The sequence below is a fragment of the Mesotoga sp. Brook.08.YT.4.2.5.2. genome (assembly GCF_003351125.1).
Lineage (GTDB): Bacteria > Thermotogota > Thermotogae > Petrotogales > Kosmotogaceae > Mesotoga.
Window position 1 is genome coordinate 13,093 of the sequence record NZ_JPGZ01000051.1, and the last position, 19,561, is coordinate 32,653.

General features: G+C 47.3%; 16 protein-coding genes. 12 read left to right on the forward strand and 4 right to left on the reverse strand.

Annotation, left to right across the window (positions count from 1 at the left end; translation table 11 throughout):
* Positions 1–57: 57 nt before the first annotated feature.
* From Q502_RS12340 to Q502_RS12355, 4 genes are read left to right on the forward strand one after another with little or no spacing between them, the layout of a single operon-like run.
* Complete coding sequence (locus Q502_RS12340) at positions 58–1,038, forward strand: ABC transporter permease (protein ID WP_099830083.1); 981 nt, start codon at positions 58–60, stop codon at positions 1,036–1,038.
* Complete coding sequence (locus tag Q502_RS12345) at positions 1,038–2,015, forward strand: ABC transporter permease (protein WP_102818899.1); 978 nt, start codon at positions 1,038–1,040, stop codon at positions 2,013–2,015. The genes Q502_RS12340 and Q502_RS12345 overlap by 1 nt, the downstream gene beginning before the upstream one ends.
* A 20-nt stretch (positions 2,016–2,035) precedes the next feature.
* The gene (locus Q502_RS12350; RefSeq protein ID WP_102818907.1) at positions 2,036–3,007 is read left to right on the forward strand and encodes an ABC transporter ATP-binding protein; all 972 of its coding nucleotides are present in this window, start codon (positions 2,036–2,038) and stop codon (positions 3,005–3,007) included.
* The gene (locus Q502_RS12355; protein ID WP_102818898.1) at positions 3,004–3,972 is read left to right on the forward strand and encodes an ABC transporter ATP-binding protein; all 969 of its coding nucleotides are present in this window, start codon (positions 3,004–3,006) and stop codon (positions 3,970–3,972) included. Before Q502_RS12350 ends, Q502_RS12355 begins: the two co-directional genes overlap by 4 nt.
* Positions 3,973–4,151: 179 nt before the next feature.
* On the opposite strand, the gene Q502_RS12360 is transcribed toward Q502_RS12355, so the two are convergent.
* Entirely contained in the window at positions 4,152–6,263 is a 2,112-nt protein-coding gene (locus tag Q502_RS12360) for a lipopolysaccharide assembly protein LapB (RefSeq protein WP_112109534.1), read from the reverse strand.
* 744 nt (positions 6,264–7,007) lie between these two features.
* Complete coding sequence (locus Q502_RS12370; protein ID WP_102818894.1) at positions 7,008–7,424, reverse strand: hypothetical protein; 417 nt, start codon at positions 7,422–7,424, stop codon at positions 7,008–7,010.
* 814 nt (positions 7,425–8,238) lie between these two features.
* Here Q502_RS12370 and Q502_RS12375 point away from each other — a divergent pair.
* Genes Q502_RS12375 through Q502_RS12410 form a run of 8 tightly spaced genes read left to right on the forward strand, consistent with a single transcriptional unit; the run spans position 8,239 to position 16,889 of the window.
* Positions 8,239–9,279, forward strand: a complete 1,041-nt coding sequence (locus Q502_RS12375; protein WP_181456429.1) for a LacI family DNA-binding transcriptional regulator — start codon at positions 8,239–8,241, stop codon at positions 9,277–9,279.
* Positions 9,279–9,956 carry a hypothetical protein gene (locus tag Q502_RS12380; protein WP_102818892.1) on the forward strand — a complete coding sequence of 226 codons (678 nt, stop codon included), beginning with the start codon at positions 9,279–9,281 and terminating at the stop codon, positions 9,954–9,956. Before Q502_RS12375 ends, Q502_RS12380 begins: the two co-directional genes overlap by 1 nt.
* Before the next feature lie 15 nt (positions 9,957–9,971).
* Positions 9,972–11,252, forward strand: a complete 1,281-nt coding sequence (locus Q502_RS12385; RefSeq protein WP_102818891.1) for an ABC transporter substrate-binding protein — start codon at positions 9,972–9,974, stop codon at positions 11,250–11,252.
* A gap of 59 nt (positions 11,253–11,311) precedes the next feature.
* Positions 11,312–12,199: a carbohydrate ABC transporter permease gene (locus Q502_RS12390; protein ID WP_102818890.1), complete on the forward strand. Its 888-nt coding sequence runs from the start codon at positions 11,312–11,314 to the stop codon at positions 12,197–12,199.
* Positions 12,196–13,050, forward strand: a complete 855-nt coding sequence (locus tag Q502_RS12395; RefSeq protein WP_112109535.1) for a carbohydrate ABC transporter permease — start codon at positions 12,196–12,198, stop codon at positions 13,048–13,050. Before Q502_RS12390 ends, Q502_RS12395 begins: the two co-directional genes overlap by 4 nt.
* Before the next feature lie 16 nt (positions 13,051–13,066).
* Positions 13,067–14,395, forward strand: a complete 1,329-nt coding sequence (locus Q502_RS12400) for an FAD-dependent oxidoreductase (protein WP_102818888.1) — start codon at positions 13,067–13,069, stop codon at positions 14,393–14,395.
* Positions 14,392–15,813 carry a DUF4127 family protein gene (locus Q502_RS12405; RefSeq protein WP_102818887.1) on the forward strand — a complete coding sequence of 474 codons (1,422 nt, stop codon included), beginning with the start codon at positions 14,392–14,394 and terminating at the stop codon, positions 15,811–15,813. Before Q502_RS12400 ends, Q502_RS12405 begins: the two co-directional genes overlap by 4 nt.
* Before the next feature lie 41 nt (positions 15,814–15,854).
* The gene (locus Q502_RS12410) at positions 15,855–16,889 is read left to right on the forward strand and encodes a Gfo/Idh/MocA family protein (protein WP_102818886.1); all 1,035 of its coding nucleotides are present in this window, start codon (positions 15,855–15,857) and stop codon (positions 16,887–16,889) included.
* A 520-nt stretch (positions 16,890–17,409) separates the two neighbouring features.
* Here Q502_RS12410 and Q502_RS12415 read toward each other — a convergent pair.
* On the reverse strand, positions 17,410–18,282 hold the full coding sequence (locus tag Q502_RS12415; RefSeq protein WP_219724931.1) for a hypothetical protein: 873 nt from the start codon (positions 18,280–18,282) through the stop codon (positions 17,410–17,412).
* Positions 18,283–19,084: 802 nt separating this feature from the next.
* Positions 19,085–19,306 carry a hypothetical protein gene (locus Q502_RS12420; RefSeq protein WP_099830097.1) on the reverse strand — a complete coding sequence of 74 codons (222 nt, stop codon included), beginning with the start codon at positions 19,304–19,306 and terminating at the stop codon, positions 19,085–19,087.
* Between the last annotated feature and the right edge of the window lie 255 nt (positions 19,307–19,561).

Genomic DNA, 19,561 nt, shown 5'->3' on the forward strand with positions numbered 1-19,561 from the left:
CGAGAGGGGGTAAGGAAGGCTCGCTTTCCTCAAGAGAGAGACGCTTTCTAAACAGCATTGGCTTACTTCGCTAGAAAGATCGGATTGTTGCTCTTCGCCTTGTTTGTTGCAGTCACTCTGAATTTCTTCATTCCGAGAATGATGCCCGGTGATCCTGCGCAGGATCTGATGGACAAGATGCAAGGTGTTCCTCTGGAATCGCTCGAAGCAATAAGGGCTGCCTTTGGCGTCGATTCGTCCGATCCGTTGCTTGTCCAGTACGGAAAGTATCTTCTTAACCTCCTTAAGGGCGATCTGGGTATCTCTATCTCAAGATTCCCGACTCCTGTCTGGAGAGTACTGCAGGTCGCCGTACCCTGGACAGTTGGGCTGATGGGTACGGCTACGATAATCAGCTTCTTTCTCGGCACGATAATAGGTATAGGCGTTGCGTGGAAGCGTAACACGAAGCTCGCTTCCTTCACTGTCGGACTCTTTATCTTCGTGCGTTCCTTTCCATATTTCTGGCTCGGGTTGCTGCTGATATACTTTCTGGCTTTCAGGCTGCCGATATTTCCCCTCGGAAACGCCTACACACCGCAGCTTCAGAGGGGGACGATGGAATTCTTCCTCTCTGTTCTGAAACATGCGATACTTCCTGCCCTGACAATCGTTATTTCTTCTATGGGGGCATGGATACTAACTATGAGGAACAACATGATCAATGTGCTGGCCGAAGACTACATCACCGTTGCCGAAGCCAAAGGGCTCCCGCTGCGTAGGATCAAGACTCTATACGCCGCAAAAAACGCTATACTGCCATCTATAACGGGTTTCGCAATGTCTCTGGGATTCGTCGTCGGAGGCGGTTTGCTGACCGAAATGGTCTTTGCCTACCCGGGAGTCGGGCTGATGCTCTATCAGGCGGTTCAGAGCAAGGATTATCCTCTGATGCAGGCTATATTCCTTTTCATTTCAGTTGCCGTTCTCGTAGCCAATTTCATCGCAGATATCGCAATTCTGATTCTCGATCCCCGTGTCCGGGACGGTGGTAAGTGATGCTAAAGGACACTCTTGCTCTATTCATAGAGAATCGAAAGGCTCTGTTCGGGCTTATGATACTTGTTTTTTTCTCAGGAGTTGCGATCTTCGCCCCATTGATCGCGCCTTACGATCCAAAGACGAACAAGGTGGATGTTCTGAGGATAGTGGACGAAGAGATGGGCAGAACCACAACTATCGAAAGGGAGAAGATCGATGAATTCACAGAACGAAGAGTCTACACTCAATCGATCGCGACCACATATGAGAAAGTCACAACAAAACTCCCGCTAAATGCAAAACCTTCAAGAGAACACTTGCTCGGAACGACGAAGGCAGGGCAGGATCTCTTTTCTCAGATGGTTTATGGAACGAGAATCACGCTTACTGTGGGGCTTGTGACAGGACTGTTCACAACGGTTCTTGCCCTCACACTTGCGCTTGTGGCCGGGTACTTCGGGGGCATTGTGGATGACATCATCTCTCTGTTTACAAACGTCTTCCTTGTCATCCCGAGCCTCCCACTGATGATAGTCATTGCCGCGTATATAACAGTTAGGGGAGTTATTCCAATCGTCCTTATACTTGGACTCACAAGCTGGCCCTGGCCTACAAGGATACTCCGCTCTCAAGTTGTTAGTCTTAAGAACAGGGATTTCGTCAGGGTGTCAAGAGTCCTTGGTGAGAAGCCCCTCTACATAGTTTTCAGGGAGATTCTGCCCAACATGATCTCACTGGTAATGGCATCCTTTTTTACATCAACAATGGCGGCGATCATGGGAGAGGCGACTCTCGAGTTCTTGGGACTCGGCAATGTCTCGATAGTGAGCTGGGGAACGATCCTATACTGGGCTCAAAACAGCGGAGCCCTTCTGTCCGGTGCGTGGTGGTGGTTCCTCCCTCCGGGTATCTGCATTGCCTTGATCGGGACTTCGTTTGCGCTCATGAACTTTGCCATCGACGAGATCTCCAATCCCAAGCTAAGAAAGAGATGATTGAGTTGGATAGAAGTGAGATGACTCCGTTACTTCAGTGTAAGGATCTTGTGGCCGGTTACAGGATCAAGAGCGGCTTCGTCCATGCTGTGGACGATGTCTCATTCGACCTCGATAGAGGTGGCTTCCTGGGCATCGCCGGTGAATCGGGATGCGGAAAATCAACACTGGCCTATGCGATCATGAGACTTCTCAAAGATAACGCCACTATAGAAAGCGGCAGTCTGATTTTTAAGGGCATCGATCTGGTGAAACTCAACGAAGAGCAGATGAAGAAGATACGATGGGTCGATATTTCGATGGCGTTCCAATCTGCCATGAATGCACTCAACCCGGTTCTTTCAGTCGGTGAGCAGCTCATTGATGCAATACATGCCCACAGAGAACCATCGCAAACAGACGCTCGCGACAGGGCTATCGAAGTGTTGAAGCTGGTAGACATTCCTAGAGATAGGTTCGACTCTTACCCTCATCAGCTTTCGGGAGGGATGAAACAGAGGGTTATGATTGCTATGGCGCTGATTCTGAACCCCGAATTGATCATAATGGATGAACCGACAACGGCGTTGGATGTTGTTGTGCAGCGAACGATAATCGAGAAGATACAGGAGCTTAGGAAGACTCTGGGATTTTCGGTAATATTCATCACCCACGATCTCTCATTACTTGTGGAGATCAGCGACACTCTGGCCATCATGTACGCAGGTAAGATAGTGGAGTATGGATCCTCGGAATCTGTATTCAACAGGCCCTTGCACCCGTACACAAAAGGGCTGATGAACTCCTTCCCGTCCCTCACGGGCAGGATAAAGCGCATGGGCGGAATCGAAGGAAAGCCTCCAGACCTTTTGAAACCGCCTGACGGCTGCAGATTTCACCCTCGTTGTCCGCAGGTAATGTCTATTTGTAGAGAGTCCTGCCCCTCGCTGGAGGAGATCGCCGATCGCCACAGCGTCGCGTGTTTTCTTCACAAAGGAGCCGAGGCCCTGTGAACGATAACATTCTGGTTCTTGAAGCGGTCAACAAACACTTCCCCCTGAACTCTTTCAGAATGCGTGGAAAGGTTGTTCATGCAATGGACGACGTGTCTTTTTCTTTGCGAAGAGGAGAAGTGCTTGCGATAGTTGGAGAGTCCGGCAGCGGAAAAACTACAACTGCAAACGTAATAAGCAGGATCTACAAGCAGACTTCAGGCAGAGTAGCGTTTGAAGGAAGAGAGTTGAGCGGCAACATGTCACGAAAAGAAGAGCTGAAACACCACAAGAGGGTCCAGATGATATTTCAGGACCCTTTCGGAGCCTTGAATCCGACAAGAACGGTTGGCGGGATTATGGAACGACCCTTCATAATTCACAAGATTGCAAAGGACAAAAGATCAGTAGCGGAAAAGGTCTATAACATACTAATTCAGGTAGGCCTTGAGCCACCCGAACAGTTTACACGGAAGTTTCCCCATGAGCTTTCTGGAGGTCAGAGACAGAGGGTGAATATCGCCAGAGCCTTCTCGATCGAACCCGACCTCATTCTGGCCGACGAACCCACTTCAATGCTCGACGTTTCAAACAGGATGAGCATAATGAACATGATGCTAAACCTCAAAGAGCGACATGGAGTATCCTTCATATACATAACCCACGATCTGGCCGGCGCCCGTTATATGAGCGACAGAATAATAGTTATGTATGCCGGCATGATCATGGAGATCGGTCCGGCAGAAGAGATAATTAACAGCTCTTTCCACCCTTACACAAAGCTGCTTAAATCGGCGGCGCCAGCCCCAGAAACTGGTCTAAAGCGAAAGCCTCTCATAACGGGAGGAGATATTCCCTCCCTAATCGATCCACCTAGTGGCTGCCGTTTCCATCCGCGTTGCCCATTCGCCGGAGAAAGTTGCTCTCTCGAGATACCCCCTATGAAGAAGATCGGCGAGGACCACTATGCGAGGTGCCTTCTCTAGTCCCGGAGTTCTTTCTTTTCTCGGTGACTCCATTTTTAACATTGATGAGACAAACGCAGAAATGCATTCCCTGATTCCGAGCAGCAAACGATAGAAATCTTTGACCGTGCCCTCTAAGAAAAGCAAAGACTAGCCAGTAAAGGCTCTTACCGGCCAAGAAAACCGAGCCAGCGTATCGTTCAGTCGGATATCCTGCGGGTCTTGAGCCAGTTGTACGCCTTGGGGCTGGATTCCCAGACCTGACGATAGTCGAGCGCATACATTGCAGCTTCTCTTTCGTCATCCTCCTCCTTCAGTTCTTCGAACTTCACAGATCCCATATCTCTGAAGAGCATTTCTACAATCAGAGGATTCGTTCTCAACGCGCGAAGCAGATATATGTTGGCATCTTGTTTTCTGTTTCTTATTGCACTGATGAAGGCGCGCCCCATAAGAAAATCTACATCTTCCTCTTCCAGGTAGCGTTCCAGCAACTTCTCGGCTTTCATGAAGTTTTTCTGCCTGAATAAGCTGTTGAGAAGCCCGTGCTTTGCATGCACACCATCTTCCCGGTCTATATCGAGAAGCATTTCATAGGTTTCTATTGCCCGAGTCTGATCACCGACCCTTATTCGAAGAAAATCCGCATAGTCAACGATTAGATCCAGCAGAGGCTTGTTGTTCGCACGATCATACTCGAGTGAGTAAGACTCCGATTCGATTTCCCCTAATAGAGTTTCCAATTTCGAATAACCGGCTTCCAGAATGTATTGACATTTATTGTCTAAGCCTATCTCAGTGTACCCATTACCCAGCATTGAGTAGAGCCGAAACTCGTATGGGTCTCTCGCAAGTGCGTTTTCCATCCGAACAACTCTTTCAGAACTATCCGGTATCGAGGCAAGCCTCATCAATCTGTAATTTCCTGGTGGGAGGTTGTACTCGATTGTGGGGGAATCCCCAGAACGCAAAACGGTTAGGCCGGGAATAAGATTCTTTCTCTCCTCAAAAATGATCTTGTGGAGATACTTTGTTGAATGATAGGCTCGTTCAAGAAGACGGGCCATTTCCGTGCTCAACGAGAGATCTATCGAGAGTACCTGTGGAACTTTCGAATCAGAAACGAACCGATCAAAACGCTTATGGTCAGCCTTCGAAAGCATTTCATAAAGAAGCTTTGCTTTCGATGAATAGCCTGCCTTCTCTGCCACAAGAGCTGCTGCCAATCGAGTATTTGAATCGGTTTTAAGCTCTGTGACAAATGAAACCAGCTCCTCGAGTGATTCCGACTTTTCGAGGGATTCCTCATCGAGGAGAACAGAGCACACTCCACACACTATATCTGTCGCTTCTTTCTTTTCCTTGTTTTTCAGAAGCGTTCTAATAAATTTCACGATCGGTCTTCCTGAATGAGAGAAATCTGTATTGCGTACAATTTCACCAAGAATCAATGGAAGAGAATCATCAACAATCGAATTCTTCACAATGATATACAGAGGGCTGACCTGGTCTTCACTCCACTCAAGCAGATTTTCCGCGACAGTGGCGGCCTTCCTCCTTATTTGCTGATCCTTATTTACCAGAAGACAGATAAGGGCAAGTACAGACGTACCATATCCTGCCATCAATCCGGCATGAGTATCTTCGAGAATATACTGCAGCAGTGACACTTCAACATTTTTCTTCAGACCAAGGGCATAGTGTGCCACCATAGGCTCAATAAGCCCGAACACGACATCGGAATAAGGATTAACGTACTGCAAGTAGAACCTTGGACAGTATTTCGCCAGCCTCACTGCTTGATAGTCAAGTTCTTTCTCCTCAGAATCTTCAATATCCGAATCAATTGTTCCGGCATGCTGAAGGAAGCACGAAAGCGCGCTGAGACCCGCGAGATAATACCATCGGGCCATTTCAGGTCCTCTGAATTCATTTACCCCCATTGCTTCATAGACTGACTCTTCATCATCTGAACCCGCAGAATTTCTGTTGGAAGCGCTATTCAGATTCTCACGTCGGAGCTTGTCGCCGATTTTGACGATCTCCTTCGCCGCAGCAAATCTTGTTTCGAAGGGAATGCTTTCGTCCCAGACGAAAACACTCCAATAATAAAGCAAAAACAATTCGCTCTCTATAACCGTTTCATACTCGAGATCGAACACTTCGCACAGTAGCTTCGCGAGTTCCTCGATGGTGTCGGAAGAAGCCTCATAAAGAAGCTTCTCGCGATCAAAATCCGGCCCGGAGTATTCTGTACCCATCTCCATAAGATCTCTAAGATAGACAATTCTACTCTTCTGATAGGTATTCAAGATAGTTGCCCTCCTTGATCAAGTATCGTCAGAGGCTCTCCATATTCTCTTAGATTTCACAATTCACTCTGAACTCAAGAAAACTGCCTCTCCCTATCCTTCGAATCAATATACCCACTATAACTGCAGCGGTTGTCCTTAGCAAAAATCGTCAAGCCTCATATTTGTGATTTTTGGCTAGTCACATTAAGCACCTGTTTTTTCAATTATAAGGAATTTGGGTCTATCCATCTCCCTTTTCAAGAGTTCAGTTCAGAAGGGACTTTCGCTGAAAAAACTCAGAAACTCAACTATTCATCGGATCTCTTCTGCGTACTCACTTAAAAGGAAATGCCGTTCCCGTGAGAGAGGGGTTCACTCATATCTCCTTTGGCCACCTTACTTTTGCCCAAAAGCGTTTCTGAACGAATGGGCACAATTGCTCTAAAATCCTTCCTTGAGGAAGGAAAACGAAGAGCTGGAAGATGTGTTTCAAAGATCAGACGAAAGAGGACAGAAGTGAAGATATGCAAGAGTGACAGACCTCGACCTTCGAAACCATCAATTCGCACCTCTAGCCTCTTTCTTCAAATACCGCATCGTAACGAACACAATCGGTCCACCCGATCGTGCCGGGTTTTAAGATCAATTTCTACCTGTTTGCCGGCAATTATTGGTTGGTAACCATGGAAGGGTTGGAAAATCGCATTCTCCACCTGAGCAACCGTAAATAAGGCTCTCGACTTGCAAGAAACAACTGCAATCTCAACTGGAGACCTGCTCCAAGTTGGCCATCATGAGAGGGTTTTCGCTCTTCTTCATGTTTCTCTTCAAGTACGAGAGAAAGTCTTCGGGAGGCTGATGGTCTCTGAACCCTTCGGCGATCTCTTCGGTTTCTTTCTCATCGAGCGTCACGGATAACGTAAGCTCATCGGAGATCAGCCGCAACTCTCTTATTCTTCCCGGAGGCGCGAAGTCCTCGAACTCCAGGATTATCATGTTTTCCTCATCCCTCTTGAGAAGTATATCTGTAGTCGTAATATAGTCCTCAAAGGAGACTCTGGGCTTTTCAGAACCCAGAGCGGCGACCGCATAAATCGATTCCATTTTGTCGATCTTTATCTCAAAACGATCACCTTCTAAACTGGCTTCTCTGTCCTTCAGAAAGATCCCCAATATCACTTTCTCCCTCCTTCAAGCGCCAGGCAGCAGATCAAGATGACCGTATTCCAGTTTACCTCTGCCAACGGCCTTTCCTCTCTCACAATGGACGATTGCCTCTCCATTCCTACCACTTCAGATTCGACTCTTGCTCACTTCCTCTGCCTCTATCTTCCCCCCTTCTCTGAGCCACCATCAAGCAAGTACGCTTCCACCTGCGAAGCGTCTTTCTAAGCACGTTTCCCGGATATCAGATACTTCACTTGGAATAAGCGCAGCATTACTAGAACGTATACGTTCTTCTAACCGGACTTTTCAAATAGGACAGACTTCTACGGAGTTCATGGAGACAATACTCAACTACATCATCAATATCACGATAGAATTGCAGCTGATTTACAAATACGCAACCTTGAATCGATTCTGTTTGACCATTGCCTGTTCAGTCAGTCGGATCTAGGACAGAAAGTGACGATGAGAACCGAATAACTTAGCGGATGAACTGTTTTAGATAGAGATCCTTCTCAAGAAATGACTTTCGCGAGTCTACTGAAGCAACTTTGCTTCTAGAGATCTCTGTTGGGAAGAAAGTCGAAAGAACTGGAATTCGGTACAAGTAGCCGAGTTACCTATGACGGGTCATTTAGCAGAACGGATCGCTTACTCCTTTGCACAGTTTGCATTACCCAGGACAATACCCTTCTTTCATATCAATGAGAATAATAGCTCTAATCGCAGGTGATTGTGGATATACGTTTGCAGAGTTTGTAGATCAATCCTCATGGCATTAGTTTCGCCGACTCTTAATTGCTAGAATCACATGAAGAATTCAGGTTTGCACGATTTGCATAGAATTGACGAGTTAGGAGGTCTTTTTCTGCCAACTCTGAGAGAGATATCGGAAATCACAGGCGTGGCGATTTCAACCGTGTCCAGAGTACTCAATAATGACAGCCGCATAAGCGAAGCCACCAAAAAGAAGGTCTTGAGAGTCGCGAAGAAGCTTGGATACCCGGGCGAGATATCCAGTGGCCGCGGCAGTAAGGTTGTGATGTTCTTCGTTTCCAACCCTCATAAATCAATCGAAAGCGATGAATTCTTCTCAGGAGTTCAGCGGGGGATACTGAGAGGGGCCGGGTCATCGGATATTCACTGCCTGGTTCAGTCGATCAGAAGCAAGAAGAGCTTCGATGAATCGCTGATCCCTCTCGATCTTGTCGAAGGGTTGATCGTGGGAGGCATCCCAATGCCTGACGATCTGAAGACTTTCCTGTCGGCAATGAAGATTCCGGTCGTCTTGATCGGCAAATACTCGGGCCTGGAAAACCTAGCGTCTGTAAACAATGATAATGTCAGAGGCGGTTATCTCGCCGCCAATGAAATTATCAGGTATAACTACTCTACAGTTACCGTCATTACAGGGCCGAGAAACGTCTCGACATTTGCTGATAGACTGGAAGGTTTCTTCAAGTGTCTTAGTGAAAATAGTTTCCCAACTGAGCGGGTAAAGATTATCGAATGCAACTCCTTCGAAGAGAGAGATGGAAGAATGGCCATCGAGAGACATCTCAGAACACCTGGAAACAGAGAAGTGATCTTCTGCACGACCGATTGGCTTGCGAAAGGTGTGATTGAGGCTCTACAGGACAGGAAGGTTTCCATCCCTTCAGAGATAGGGGTTATTGGATTTGGTGGGCTAGATTTCTGCAAAATGACCTCTCCAAGAATAACTACCGTCGCACTAAACCCATATCTTCTTGGAAGAATCGCAGTAACAATGCTTCAGGAATTGATGGAGGGGAACTCTGAATCAAAGGGAGTTGTGTTTGTGGAACCGTTCTTGATGGAAGGTGAAACTCTAAGGGGGGAGAAGTAATGCATTTCAGAGAGCTAATGGATTCTAAAGGCAGACTCTTGGTAGTCAGTCTTCCCGAGAACAGTCTGGAATACGCGAGGGCTGCAGTTGAGAACGGTGCGGACGCAGTTAAGCTTCACATAAATGTGAAGCACAGGGTGACTGGAAAGGTTCATGTCACATGGACCGACGTCAGAGAGACCGCAAAGAACATCCATTCTGCTCTTGGCTGCTGTATGGGAATCGTTCCCGGAGCGGAAACAATGGCGTCAGAAGAGGAACTAGGGGAAATGAGCAAATTCGGCCTGTCTTTCTTTGACGTATACGTCGACTACGCCCCTCTATATGTTATGAAGAACGATCTCTGCAAGATGCTGGCTCTTAATCATACATATTCCAAGTCGATGGCTTCATACTTAAAGAAAGCTGGGGCAGATGCGGTAGAGATCTCGATCATCGATCCCAAGGACTACGGGAAAGATCTTTCGCTGGAAGACCTTCTCAATTATTTGGAAGTGCTTGAGCTTTCAGGACTGCCTTCCTTTATTCCAACCCAGAAGAGGATTACCGTGGACGAAGCAGATAGAATTCTAGATCTCGGCTTCAAGGGGCTGATTATCGGCCCTATCGTAACGGGAATTGAAATCGGGAGTTTTTCACGGATTGTCAGGGAGTTCAGCAAGATTACCAGAGACTAACAGGGAGGTGTGGTAATGAAGAAATGGATTTTGATTCTTATCATCTGTCTTGCTCTAGGCTTCACGGCAATTGGCAAGACGAAGGTTACGGTTTGGTTTGCAGGTACTACAGAAGCTTTGATGGAGGCCGTAGATGATCACCTGGTTCCTGCCTTCGAGAAAGCTAATCCCGACATTGAGCTCGCGGTTGAGTATATACCTTGGGGAGAGCTTTCCACAAAACTTACAACTGCCTTTGCCGGCGGAATAGGACCAGATATATTCATGCACGGCCAGGCTGCGATCGCGGGATTTGCTGAAACGGGCGTGATAATGGACATCGACAGTCTCATCGACAAGCTAGAGGACCCTGAAGACTTCGGAGGTACTCTGGGTGTTGGTCTTTACAGGGGCAAGAACTTCATGGTTCCAGTGTTCGGTTCGGGCAGACTTCTCGCCTACAGGGAAGACTTCTTCATTGAGAGCGGTCTCGATCCCGATGAACCGCCGGTAACCTGGGAACAGCTGAGGGCCTATGCCGAGGCGCTGACAGTCTATGAATCGGGTAGGCTAGTGAGGGCCTATGCCGAGGCGCTGACAGTCTATGAATCGGGTAGGCTAGTGAGGGCCGGCCTGGACATTCCTGTATCGGCGATTGATCTTCAGCAAGTATGGACAGGCTTCCTGATTGCAAACAACGGCGCTCTCTTCGACAACGACTTCAATCCGACTTTCAATTCCCAGTCGGGAGTGGAGGCTCTAGAGTATTACGTAGGCCTGATACGAGAGGCCAAGGTCGCTTCTGAATACGGTCTTACCCCGATCGGAAACCTTGAGCCGATTGCGGCTGGCACAGCGGCAATGTGTTTCATGAACAACGAATCTCTCGCGGCCATCAAGGAATACAGCCCGGACGTTTACTCCAAGATTCGTCTAGCCTTCCCACCTGCAAGATATGGGAGAGCCGCTTTCTACTCATTCGCGGGTTTCATGGTTTCCAGCAGCACAAAGGACCTGGAAGCAACAACAAAGGCCCTTTCCTTCATGACGTCGAAGGATGCGCTTATTGCTATAAACACGGCTCTTGGGAGTCTGCCACCAAGACAGTCCGGCGTCGTGGCCGAGTACATTGCGAATGATCCAAATCTGATGAAGTTCGTGGAAGGCTCGAAGTATGCCTATGGAAATCCGAATGTTCCGTTCTGGGTTCAGGCAAGAGATATTATCTCAAAGTATCTCGAACGTGCAATTATGGGCGTCATGACTCCGAAAAACGCGTTAGACGGAGCGGCCGAAGAAATCAGAAAACTGAAGTAATTACCGAAGCCGGCTCTTCCTAAGGATGGGCCGGCTCATCTATTTCTAAGAGGTGAAGCGTGAGCGGTGCGGGCAATCTCAAGAGGCGAATAGCAGTAACGGCTTTGATATTCATTGCGCCAGTGCTTATTTACAACATAATCTTCAAAATAGTCCCCATCTTTGTCTCTTTCTTTCTGAGTCTAACTAAATTCTCGGGTTTCGGAGAAGCCAGGTTCATTGGGCTTGCGAATTACGCCCGAATATTCGGTGACTCAGAGTTTTGGAGAGCGGTTCTGGTGACTTTTCAGTTCTCAATTGAAGTCCTGCCTCTAAACATGCTGATCTCTCTGCTGCTTGCCTTGCTTGTCAACAGTGGGTTAAAAGGAATCGGGATTTTCAGGGCGATCTACTATCTTCCAGTCATTACTCCTATGGTTGCGGCAAGTATGATCTGGATCTGGCTCTATGATCCTCAAATCGGTATATTGAATTTCCTCCTTTCGCTTTTCAATATACCCCCCGTGAACTTTCTCAGGAATCCAAACACAGCTCTTCACTCCATTGTAGCTATGAGGATATGGAGGGGAGCAGGTTGGAACATGCTCATCTATCTGGCCGGTCTTCAGGGGATATCTAAGAATCTGTATGAAGCGGCAGCGATAGATGGTGCCTCGTCTATTCGGAGGTTTTTCGGGATCACCCTCCCTCTACTAAGACCGGTTCATATCTATGTATTGATTGTCGGTATGATCAGCACTCTTCAGTCCTTCACGGAGATGTATGTCATGACAGGAGGGGGTCCGCTGCAATCTACAACGACGGTCGGACTTCTTATTTACAGAGCAGCTTTCGACTACATGGACATGGGCTATGCAAGTGCAATGTCGTTCGTTCTTGGGATAATAATCATGACTCTGTCCGTCGTAAGTTTCCGATCACGTAGACAGAAGGAGGCCTTCGAATGAGGAAGAACAAGGTGAGGACCATATTACTTCTTTCGATCGCGGCAGTCATTTTCGGGTCGCCCTTCTTCTGGATGGCAATCTCCTCTCTAAAGCCAAACGCAGAGCTATTTACCTGGCCGCCTACATTCCTACCGAAGACAATTACTCTGGAACACTATCAGTCGGCGCTCACCTCAAGAGGCTTCAGCAACTATTTCTTGAACAGCGTAATCGTCTCACTTGTTTCGATGGCCTTCAACCTCGTGTTTTGCTCGCTCGCAGGCTATGCTTTTGCCAGACTTGATTTCCCTATGAAGAATGTTTTGTTCATCCTTCTACTGAGTACTATGATGATACCCGTTCAGGTGACTTTGGTTCCGACTTTCCTTATGGTGAAGTCATTTCCGCTCGTGGGCGGAAACGATATTCTGGGAAGGGGAGGCACCGGACTTCTCAATACATATGCCGGTCTTGTAATCCCTCACATAATGACTGTCTTCGGAGTTTTCATAATGAGGCAGTTCTATATGCAGTTTCCTAAAGAACTTTCGGAGGCTGCAAGGATCGATGGGGCCTCAGAACTGAAGATCTTCAGGAAGATCTTTCTTCCGCTTGGAAAGCCCGCGATGTCGGCCCTTGCGATCTTCACATTCACCCAGGCCTGGGATGATTTCCTCTGGCCCCTCGTAGTAACAAGCGACAGGTCTATGAGGACTCTGCAGCTGGGATTGGAAGTGTTCAAGAATAGGTACACAGCCGACTGGGGACCACTTATGGCGGCCACGACAGTTTCTATTTTGCCCGTTATTTTTATATTTCTCGTGTTTCAAAGGTACTTCACAGATACCGCTTTGAGTTCTGGAATCAAATAGACTGGGAAGTGAAGAAATGGATTTAGTTTATGATGTTGTAGTTGTTGGCGGCGGCGTGGCTGGCGTATCGGCGGCTATTGCTGCCTCCAGGACAGGAGCAAGAGTGCTTCTTCTGGAGAAGGATATGTCATTCGGCGGAGTTCTTACTACTGCCCTCGTAAACCCGATGATGACATTTCACTCATCTGAGAGACAGGTGATAGGCGGGATCGGACAGGAGATCATTGACAGGCTCGTTTCAATGCGTGGGAGTTACGGACACATAGATGACCCCATCGGATTTGTAAAGTCAATCACCCCTTTCGATCCCGAAAAGATGAAATCATTGCTGATTGAGATGCTCAAAGAGGAAGGCGTGGACTTTCTGTTCAACTCACTTGTCCTGCATGTTTCGAGAGAGGGAGACTCAATCACCTCTATAACAACTGTCAGCACAGGCGAGCAGAACAGAGTGAATGCAAAGGTTTTCATCGATTCAACGGGCGAGGGAAACTTTTCCATACGCGCCGGAGCCTATTACAACATCGGAGACGGAAGCCCTTCCAGCTGCCAGCCGATGACTTTGGTGATGAGAATCGGGGGCGTTGATAGAGAAGAGATAGTGTCTTATGTTACAAGGAACAGAGATGATTTCGTCATCAGTGAGCATACCGACCTGAGCTATCTGGGAATTGCCGGGTTCTTCAGCTTCATGAAAAGGCTTGACGACTACGGAATCTACTTCAAAAGGGACAGGCTCTTGTTTTTCGAAGTCCCCTACCATCCCGGACAGATATTCATGAACACCACCAGATACGCCGGTTACGCCAACAAAAGCAAAGAACTAACTGAAGCCCAGACCAACGGGAGCACCGATGTCTGGAGATTCATGGACTTCCTCAGGAAAGAGATTCCCGGATTTAAAAACTCATTTCTAATTCAGACTGGCTGTCACATAGGGGTGAGAGAGACCACCCACATAGTGGGAGATTACGTTTTGAGAACTAGTGACTTGATTGATAGAAAAACATTTGATGACGCCATTGCAGTAGGATCGTATCCGATTGATATTCATCTGCCCGGTTCGGCACAACTGAAGACGATCTCAATTCCTTACCCGGGCGAGTACCATATTCCCATGAGTTCTCTCATACCAAAGGGTCTGGCGAACGTTATCCTTGCCGGAAGAGCAATAAGTGCCGATCACACGGCCTTCTCCGCAGTAAGGACCAGCCCGCTGGCAACTGCAACCGGCATGGCGGCAGGGATTTCTGCGGCACTTGCCGTGAAACATAGAAAGCTTGTCAGAGATGTGAACATTGACCTGATACAGAGAGAGATCGTCGAGATGGGAGGAATTCTTTGAAGACAGTAGTTGTTCCAATGGATGAAAGACCTCCAAACTACCAGCTGGTTTCCATGATTGCAGATCTCAATGGTATTGAGATCGAGCTCCCGAAAAAGAGTCTGCTGGGAAGATACATGAAGCCGGGAGAATGCGAGGAATTGATTGGATGGATGCTTTCAAGGGAGGCAGACAGATTCATAATCTCTGTCGATATGCTATCTTACGGCGGTCTCATAGCCTCAAGGGAGGAGGGAATAAGCGCGGAGACAGCTCTCGAAAGGCTGAGGTCGGTGAGAGAGCTGAGGAGAAGATTCCCAAATGCCGAGATTTTCCTTTCTTCAATTGTCAGGAGAGCGTCGGTCTCAGTTTCATCGGCTGGCTCGAAAGAACTGTGGACTATGCTTAACAAGTATCTGTGGCTCTCGGGCCATGGAAAGGCGGAAGAGGCTGAGACCGTAGAAGATGAACTACCCAGAGGATTTATCAGCAGATATCGTGAACTCCGTTTGAGAAACCACCGGGTGAACAAGGAATGTCTCAGGCTCGTCAAAGACGGCTGTGCAGATCTTCTTGTGCTTGCCCAGGAAGATACCTTCCAGCATGGCCCTCAGGAGAGAGAACTAGACATACTTGAAGGAATCGCAAAAGACTTTGACATCGAAGATAGAGTCTTCATACATAACGGCGCCGATGAAGTACTTCAGGAGATGATTTGTTACAGACGAGATCGGGAATATCCTGTCGATGTCATTTATGACTCTCCAGCAACAAGGGACAAGGTAATGGATTTCGAGGACCGGGAATTCGGCAAGAACGTAGAGTCCCATATGAAGCTTCTAGAGATGAGGCAGTCTTTAGATTCTACAACCGGCATTCTGATCGCCGGGACATCTACAACCGATTCGATTGAGGCTCTGAAGAACCTGAGCAAGAGGAAGCAGAGGGTCTTCATACTAGACGTTTTCTATCCAAACGGGTCCAATCCTTCCTTTGTTGAAGCTTATCTGGGGCTGGGGCTGAAGAACGTCTGGGGATATTCTGCCTGGAATACGGCTTCAAACAGCCTGGGGACGCTTCTTTCTCTGGCTTTTACTTCCGGTTCCTGTGAAGTGGAGAAGAAGGCTCTTGCCGAGTTTTACATATCACGGCTTCTTGACGACCATCTTTACCAGGGGGTTCTCAGAAACACCCTGGAGAGAACGATCGATGAATCCGGTGGCGACGTATACAAGGTTAGCAAGTCCAAAGGACTCTTTGAAAGCTTCAGAGACGATGTTTTCGTACCGAAAGCAGAAGAGTTCCTTGAGAGATTCATTCGTGGGAGGAAACTGGACATCTATGATTTCTCCTCTTCAAAGAATCGGATCTCGATTGAGAAGTTCAGTCTTCCATGGGATAGGACATTTGAATGTGAAATAGAAGTCAAGATTAACTGAAGCAAATCTCTTCTCAACGAGAAAAAAAGGGGGAGCTCTTAGTGAAGAAAAGAGTAGCTATTGTAGGCGCAGGTGTATGGGGAAGAACGCACGCATTCTTGTATAGAGAGCATCCAGAAGTTGAGCTAGTTGGCATCTGTGATCATGACAGAGAAAGAGCAAAGAGATTTGCCGAAGAGTTTGAAATTCCAGAAATATTTGAAGATCATCGCCTTATGCTAGATGAGCTTGGCTTTGATGCCGTATCTGTAGTCACACCGGATTTCGCTCATGGTGAGATAGTTGTCGATTGCGCAAATGCCGGAAAGGATATCCTCGTAGAGAAGCCGATTGCAACAACCAGAGAGGACCTGATCAGGATATCAAAGGCGGTAAAGGTCAACAACATACGGGTAATGACCGATCTTCACAATAGATGGAGTCCTCCCTTTGCAGTCGCCAAACAGATGCTTGATGATGGGGAACTCGGAGACCCGGTAAGCGCCTATTTCAGATTGAATGACGTTCTCTGGGTTGCGACAGACATGCTGCCCTGGTCAAGCAAATCGTCTATTCTATGGTTTTTGGGCAGTCATTCGGTAGATACTTTGAGATGGTTCTTCGGCGATGAGGTGGATTCTGTTTACTCTGTCAGTTCTTCCTGTGTTCTGAAAAATTTGGGGCATGATACAACCGACATTTATCAGACTATCCTAACCTTCAAGAACGGCGGGATAGCAACAATGGAGAACAGCTGGATAACGCCCAACACGAATCCGTGCGTAAACGACATCAAGTTCAACTTCACGGGCAGCAAGGGCATGGTTAATCTTGACCTCAGCAACAACCAGATTATCGAGAGCTTCACTCAGAAAGAGTGCAAACATCCCGATGTGCTTGTAAATCATTTCGTTCATGGCAAGGCAAAGGGATTTGCATATGAGAGTATCCGCCATTTCATAGACTGTCTGGCGACTGGGGATGAGTTCCTTATAAATCTCGATGACGCCATCAACACCTCGCTTGTCGTTCTTTCTATCCTCGAGTCTGCCGAGAAGCGTCTTCCGGTGAAGGTGGAGTACTTTGCCACAGACTGAGGAAGAGGTGTTCTAGCATCTGTTAAGGGATTTTTACAGTCCGACACTTCGCAAACAGGTGAATTCTCCTACTCTTTTGCTCTGGGGAGTCACAGAGATCACTTCAGATAAGTGTGTGACTATGTGTCTCTACACTTAAAAGAGATGCCTGAAGGGCTTGTAACTGTTATTCTGTAAGGTTTTCATAGGGTTCTAGCGTCAACTTCTTTCAGAAAACCTCGAAATGTTTTGAGGAAGAACTTCGATCCGTATGAATCACTTGTATAATCGTTCCATTTGATTGATTTTTACGACCGACGCGCTTTGTGCAGATCTCGGTTCAAGAGAGGCAAATTGAAAAACCCTCCACTGTAAGCAGAGTTATTACGATTGCTCTGAGCACCGCGCCAAAGGCACAAAACCTCTATAGCTCGGCATAAAACTTGAGGATCTTAAGTGCCTTTAGTGTGAGCCATTTCGAAGGCTTCCCTTTTTCCTCGACGGGAACAAGCATCTTGTCATTGAATGAGTTCTGCATCTTCTAGAGTCCTTCTTTGTTTCTCTTACCCGAAACGATTCCGATTGCATCCTGAAGCTTGGGATCTTTGATTCTGAGCTCGGCGAATATCTCAAGCAATTCCAGAACATCTGTCTGGTACATCATGGGAAAACCAAGTCTTAACCAGCCCGGCTTTGCGACTTTCTCCGGATCATGACTCTTCATGTAGAAACGGTGTTTCAGGAAGTACTCTGCGAGCTCAGCTATCTTCTCGTCTATCTTCCTGTTCCTTTTCTCCTCCGAAATCGCAGCTAGAGCCTTCAAAGCCTTAGCTGCGCCCATGTGGCATGAGTGGCGTCCCCAGCAGGATTCGTATCTCATGTAGACCTCTCCTTCGGGTGGTCTGTCTACAGCGTCATCGGCCCGCTGAAAGGCACATATCCAGCCGATCGCCTTCTGAACTCTCTCATCCTCAAGGTAGCCGAGCCTTATGAGCGAATAAACCATGTTTCCCGTAGGACAGGGGATTACTCCGCTCGGGAGACCTGACAGTCTCTTGGCGCTTCGAGAATACGAAAAGCCTCCTAGCTCTGTCTCTTGCGAATTGCTCAATATGAATTCACAGGCTTTCTTTACCCCAGGATTGCCTGGATCTGCCCTCATCTCTGCCAGAACGATAAGATTCCATACTGTACCGCGATACTTATCTGTGTAGAACCTCTCTGGTTTTCCCCACGAGCCGTCATCGTTCTGGAGGTCGAGCAAAGCAGGCACCACCCCACGCTTCATTATTTCATCTCTCGTTCTTCTGACTTCGCCCGAATCTTCTGCATGACCCAGAAGAGAAGTCAACGTCAAATACCTTACAGAAGGATTCTCCTCTTCTAAAAGCCAATCACGTGTTTCTTGCACCACCTTGATCCCCCCCCCCGGAAATGCCCTATTCGATCATTTTTACGTCCCACATCTAGCGAAAGAGACTTCCATTTTCGGCAAAGAAGTGACCCTCGCTTCCACTTGCTAAACGGGGAGAGTAGTGAAATCTGCCATCATTTTTGTGGGATCTCGCTGTAGGTTTTTGACAGACTAGGGAGAATCGACATATCCTACAAAGATAGGATAGTCGAGTTATCCTGATTTCATTACTAATACCTCGAACCCGAAGGGAGCGAGTTCTTCTCATCCGATCCTTCTCTTCAGTACTACTTTTGAGGAACCTTAGATAAGGAAAGGCCGTTCACCGTCTATACAGCCTAAAAGGGCCTTTCAAAGAGTTGGCCAGGATCTTTGAAAATAAGATCCTGGCCACAGAAGTCCTTTTTTTGATTACCTAACATCGCTGTACGTTGGTTAGTGTCAGTGGCAAGAACTAGAGATTGAAAGTCTAATTAGGATGTTGCTACTACTTGACTGCCGGTTCTTCAAGACTTAGGATAACTCTTTCGAGACATTGTGGCCCAAAGCAAAGACGATTTGCCTAGAACCGTCTTCGGATATTGTTGGACGAAAGTACGAAGTCTTGAACTGGCAAGACATGCTTGAAATACTCTAGATTTCCACTTTCGACACATCTGCCCGGTCCAAGGATCTCTGCGCACATCCGTAATGCACCACAAGAAAATCAGCTTAAGAGATGACTATAAGTATTTGATAGAGTGGTGGTAGGATATGGAGATCGATTTCGAGGAGGTTTTCGTCAGCCGTCAGGTAAAGCTGACTAGCCTTTCTTAAGCGGCAGGAACAGAAGTACACAGCCAACCGCTATTGAGATAACACCTGCCCAAATCGGAATCTGTACAGTTTCTTTCTCCTTCACCTCAATCTCTGCTATGCCAAGATCGACAGTGTGACTATCTTTAGTGTATGTGAACGCTCCATACACCAAACCCAGGACGCCGGCTACAACAAGCACAATTCCAATAATCTTAACTACACCCATACGATCCCCTCCAACATTGCCATCAGGCAATTGTCGAGCTGTATTGTCTTTGCATGAATGTTTTGTTGGTCAAAACACTAACAGCTTCCTTAACAACTCACTCATATATTTATTATAGCCTAATAACCTACAAACTGTGTATCTTTTGAATACCCTCGCACTAGTATGAACTGAAAATCTCGTCCTCTAGTTCGGAAGGCTCAGTAAGCGAAGATGCTATCGGGATTTAATCAGTATACTCAAAGATTCTGTAAG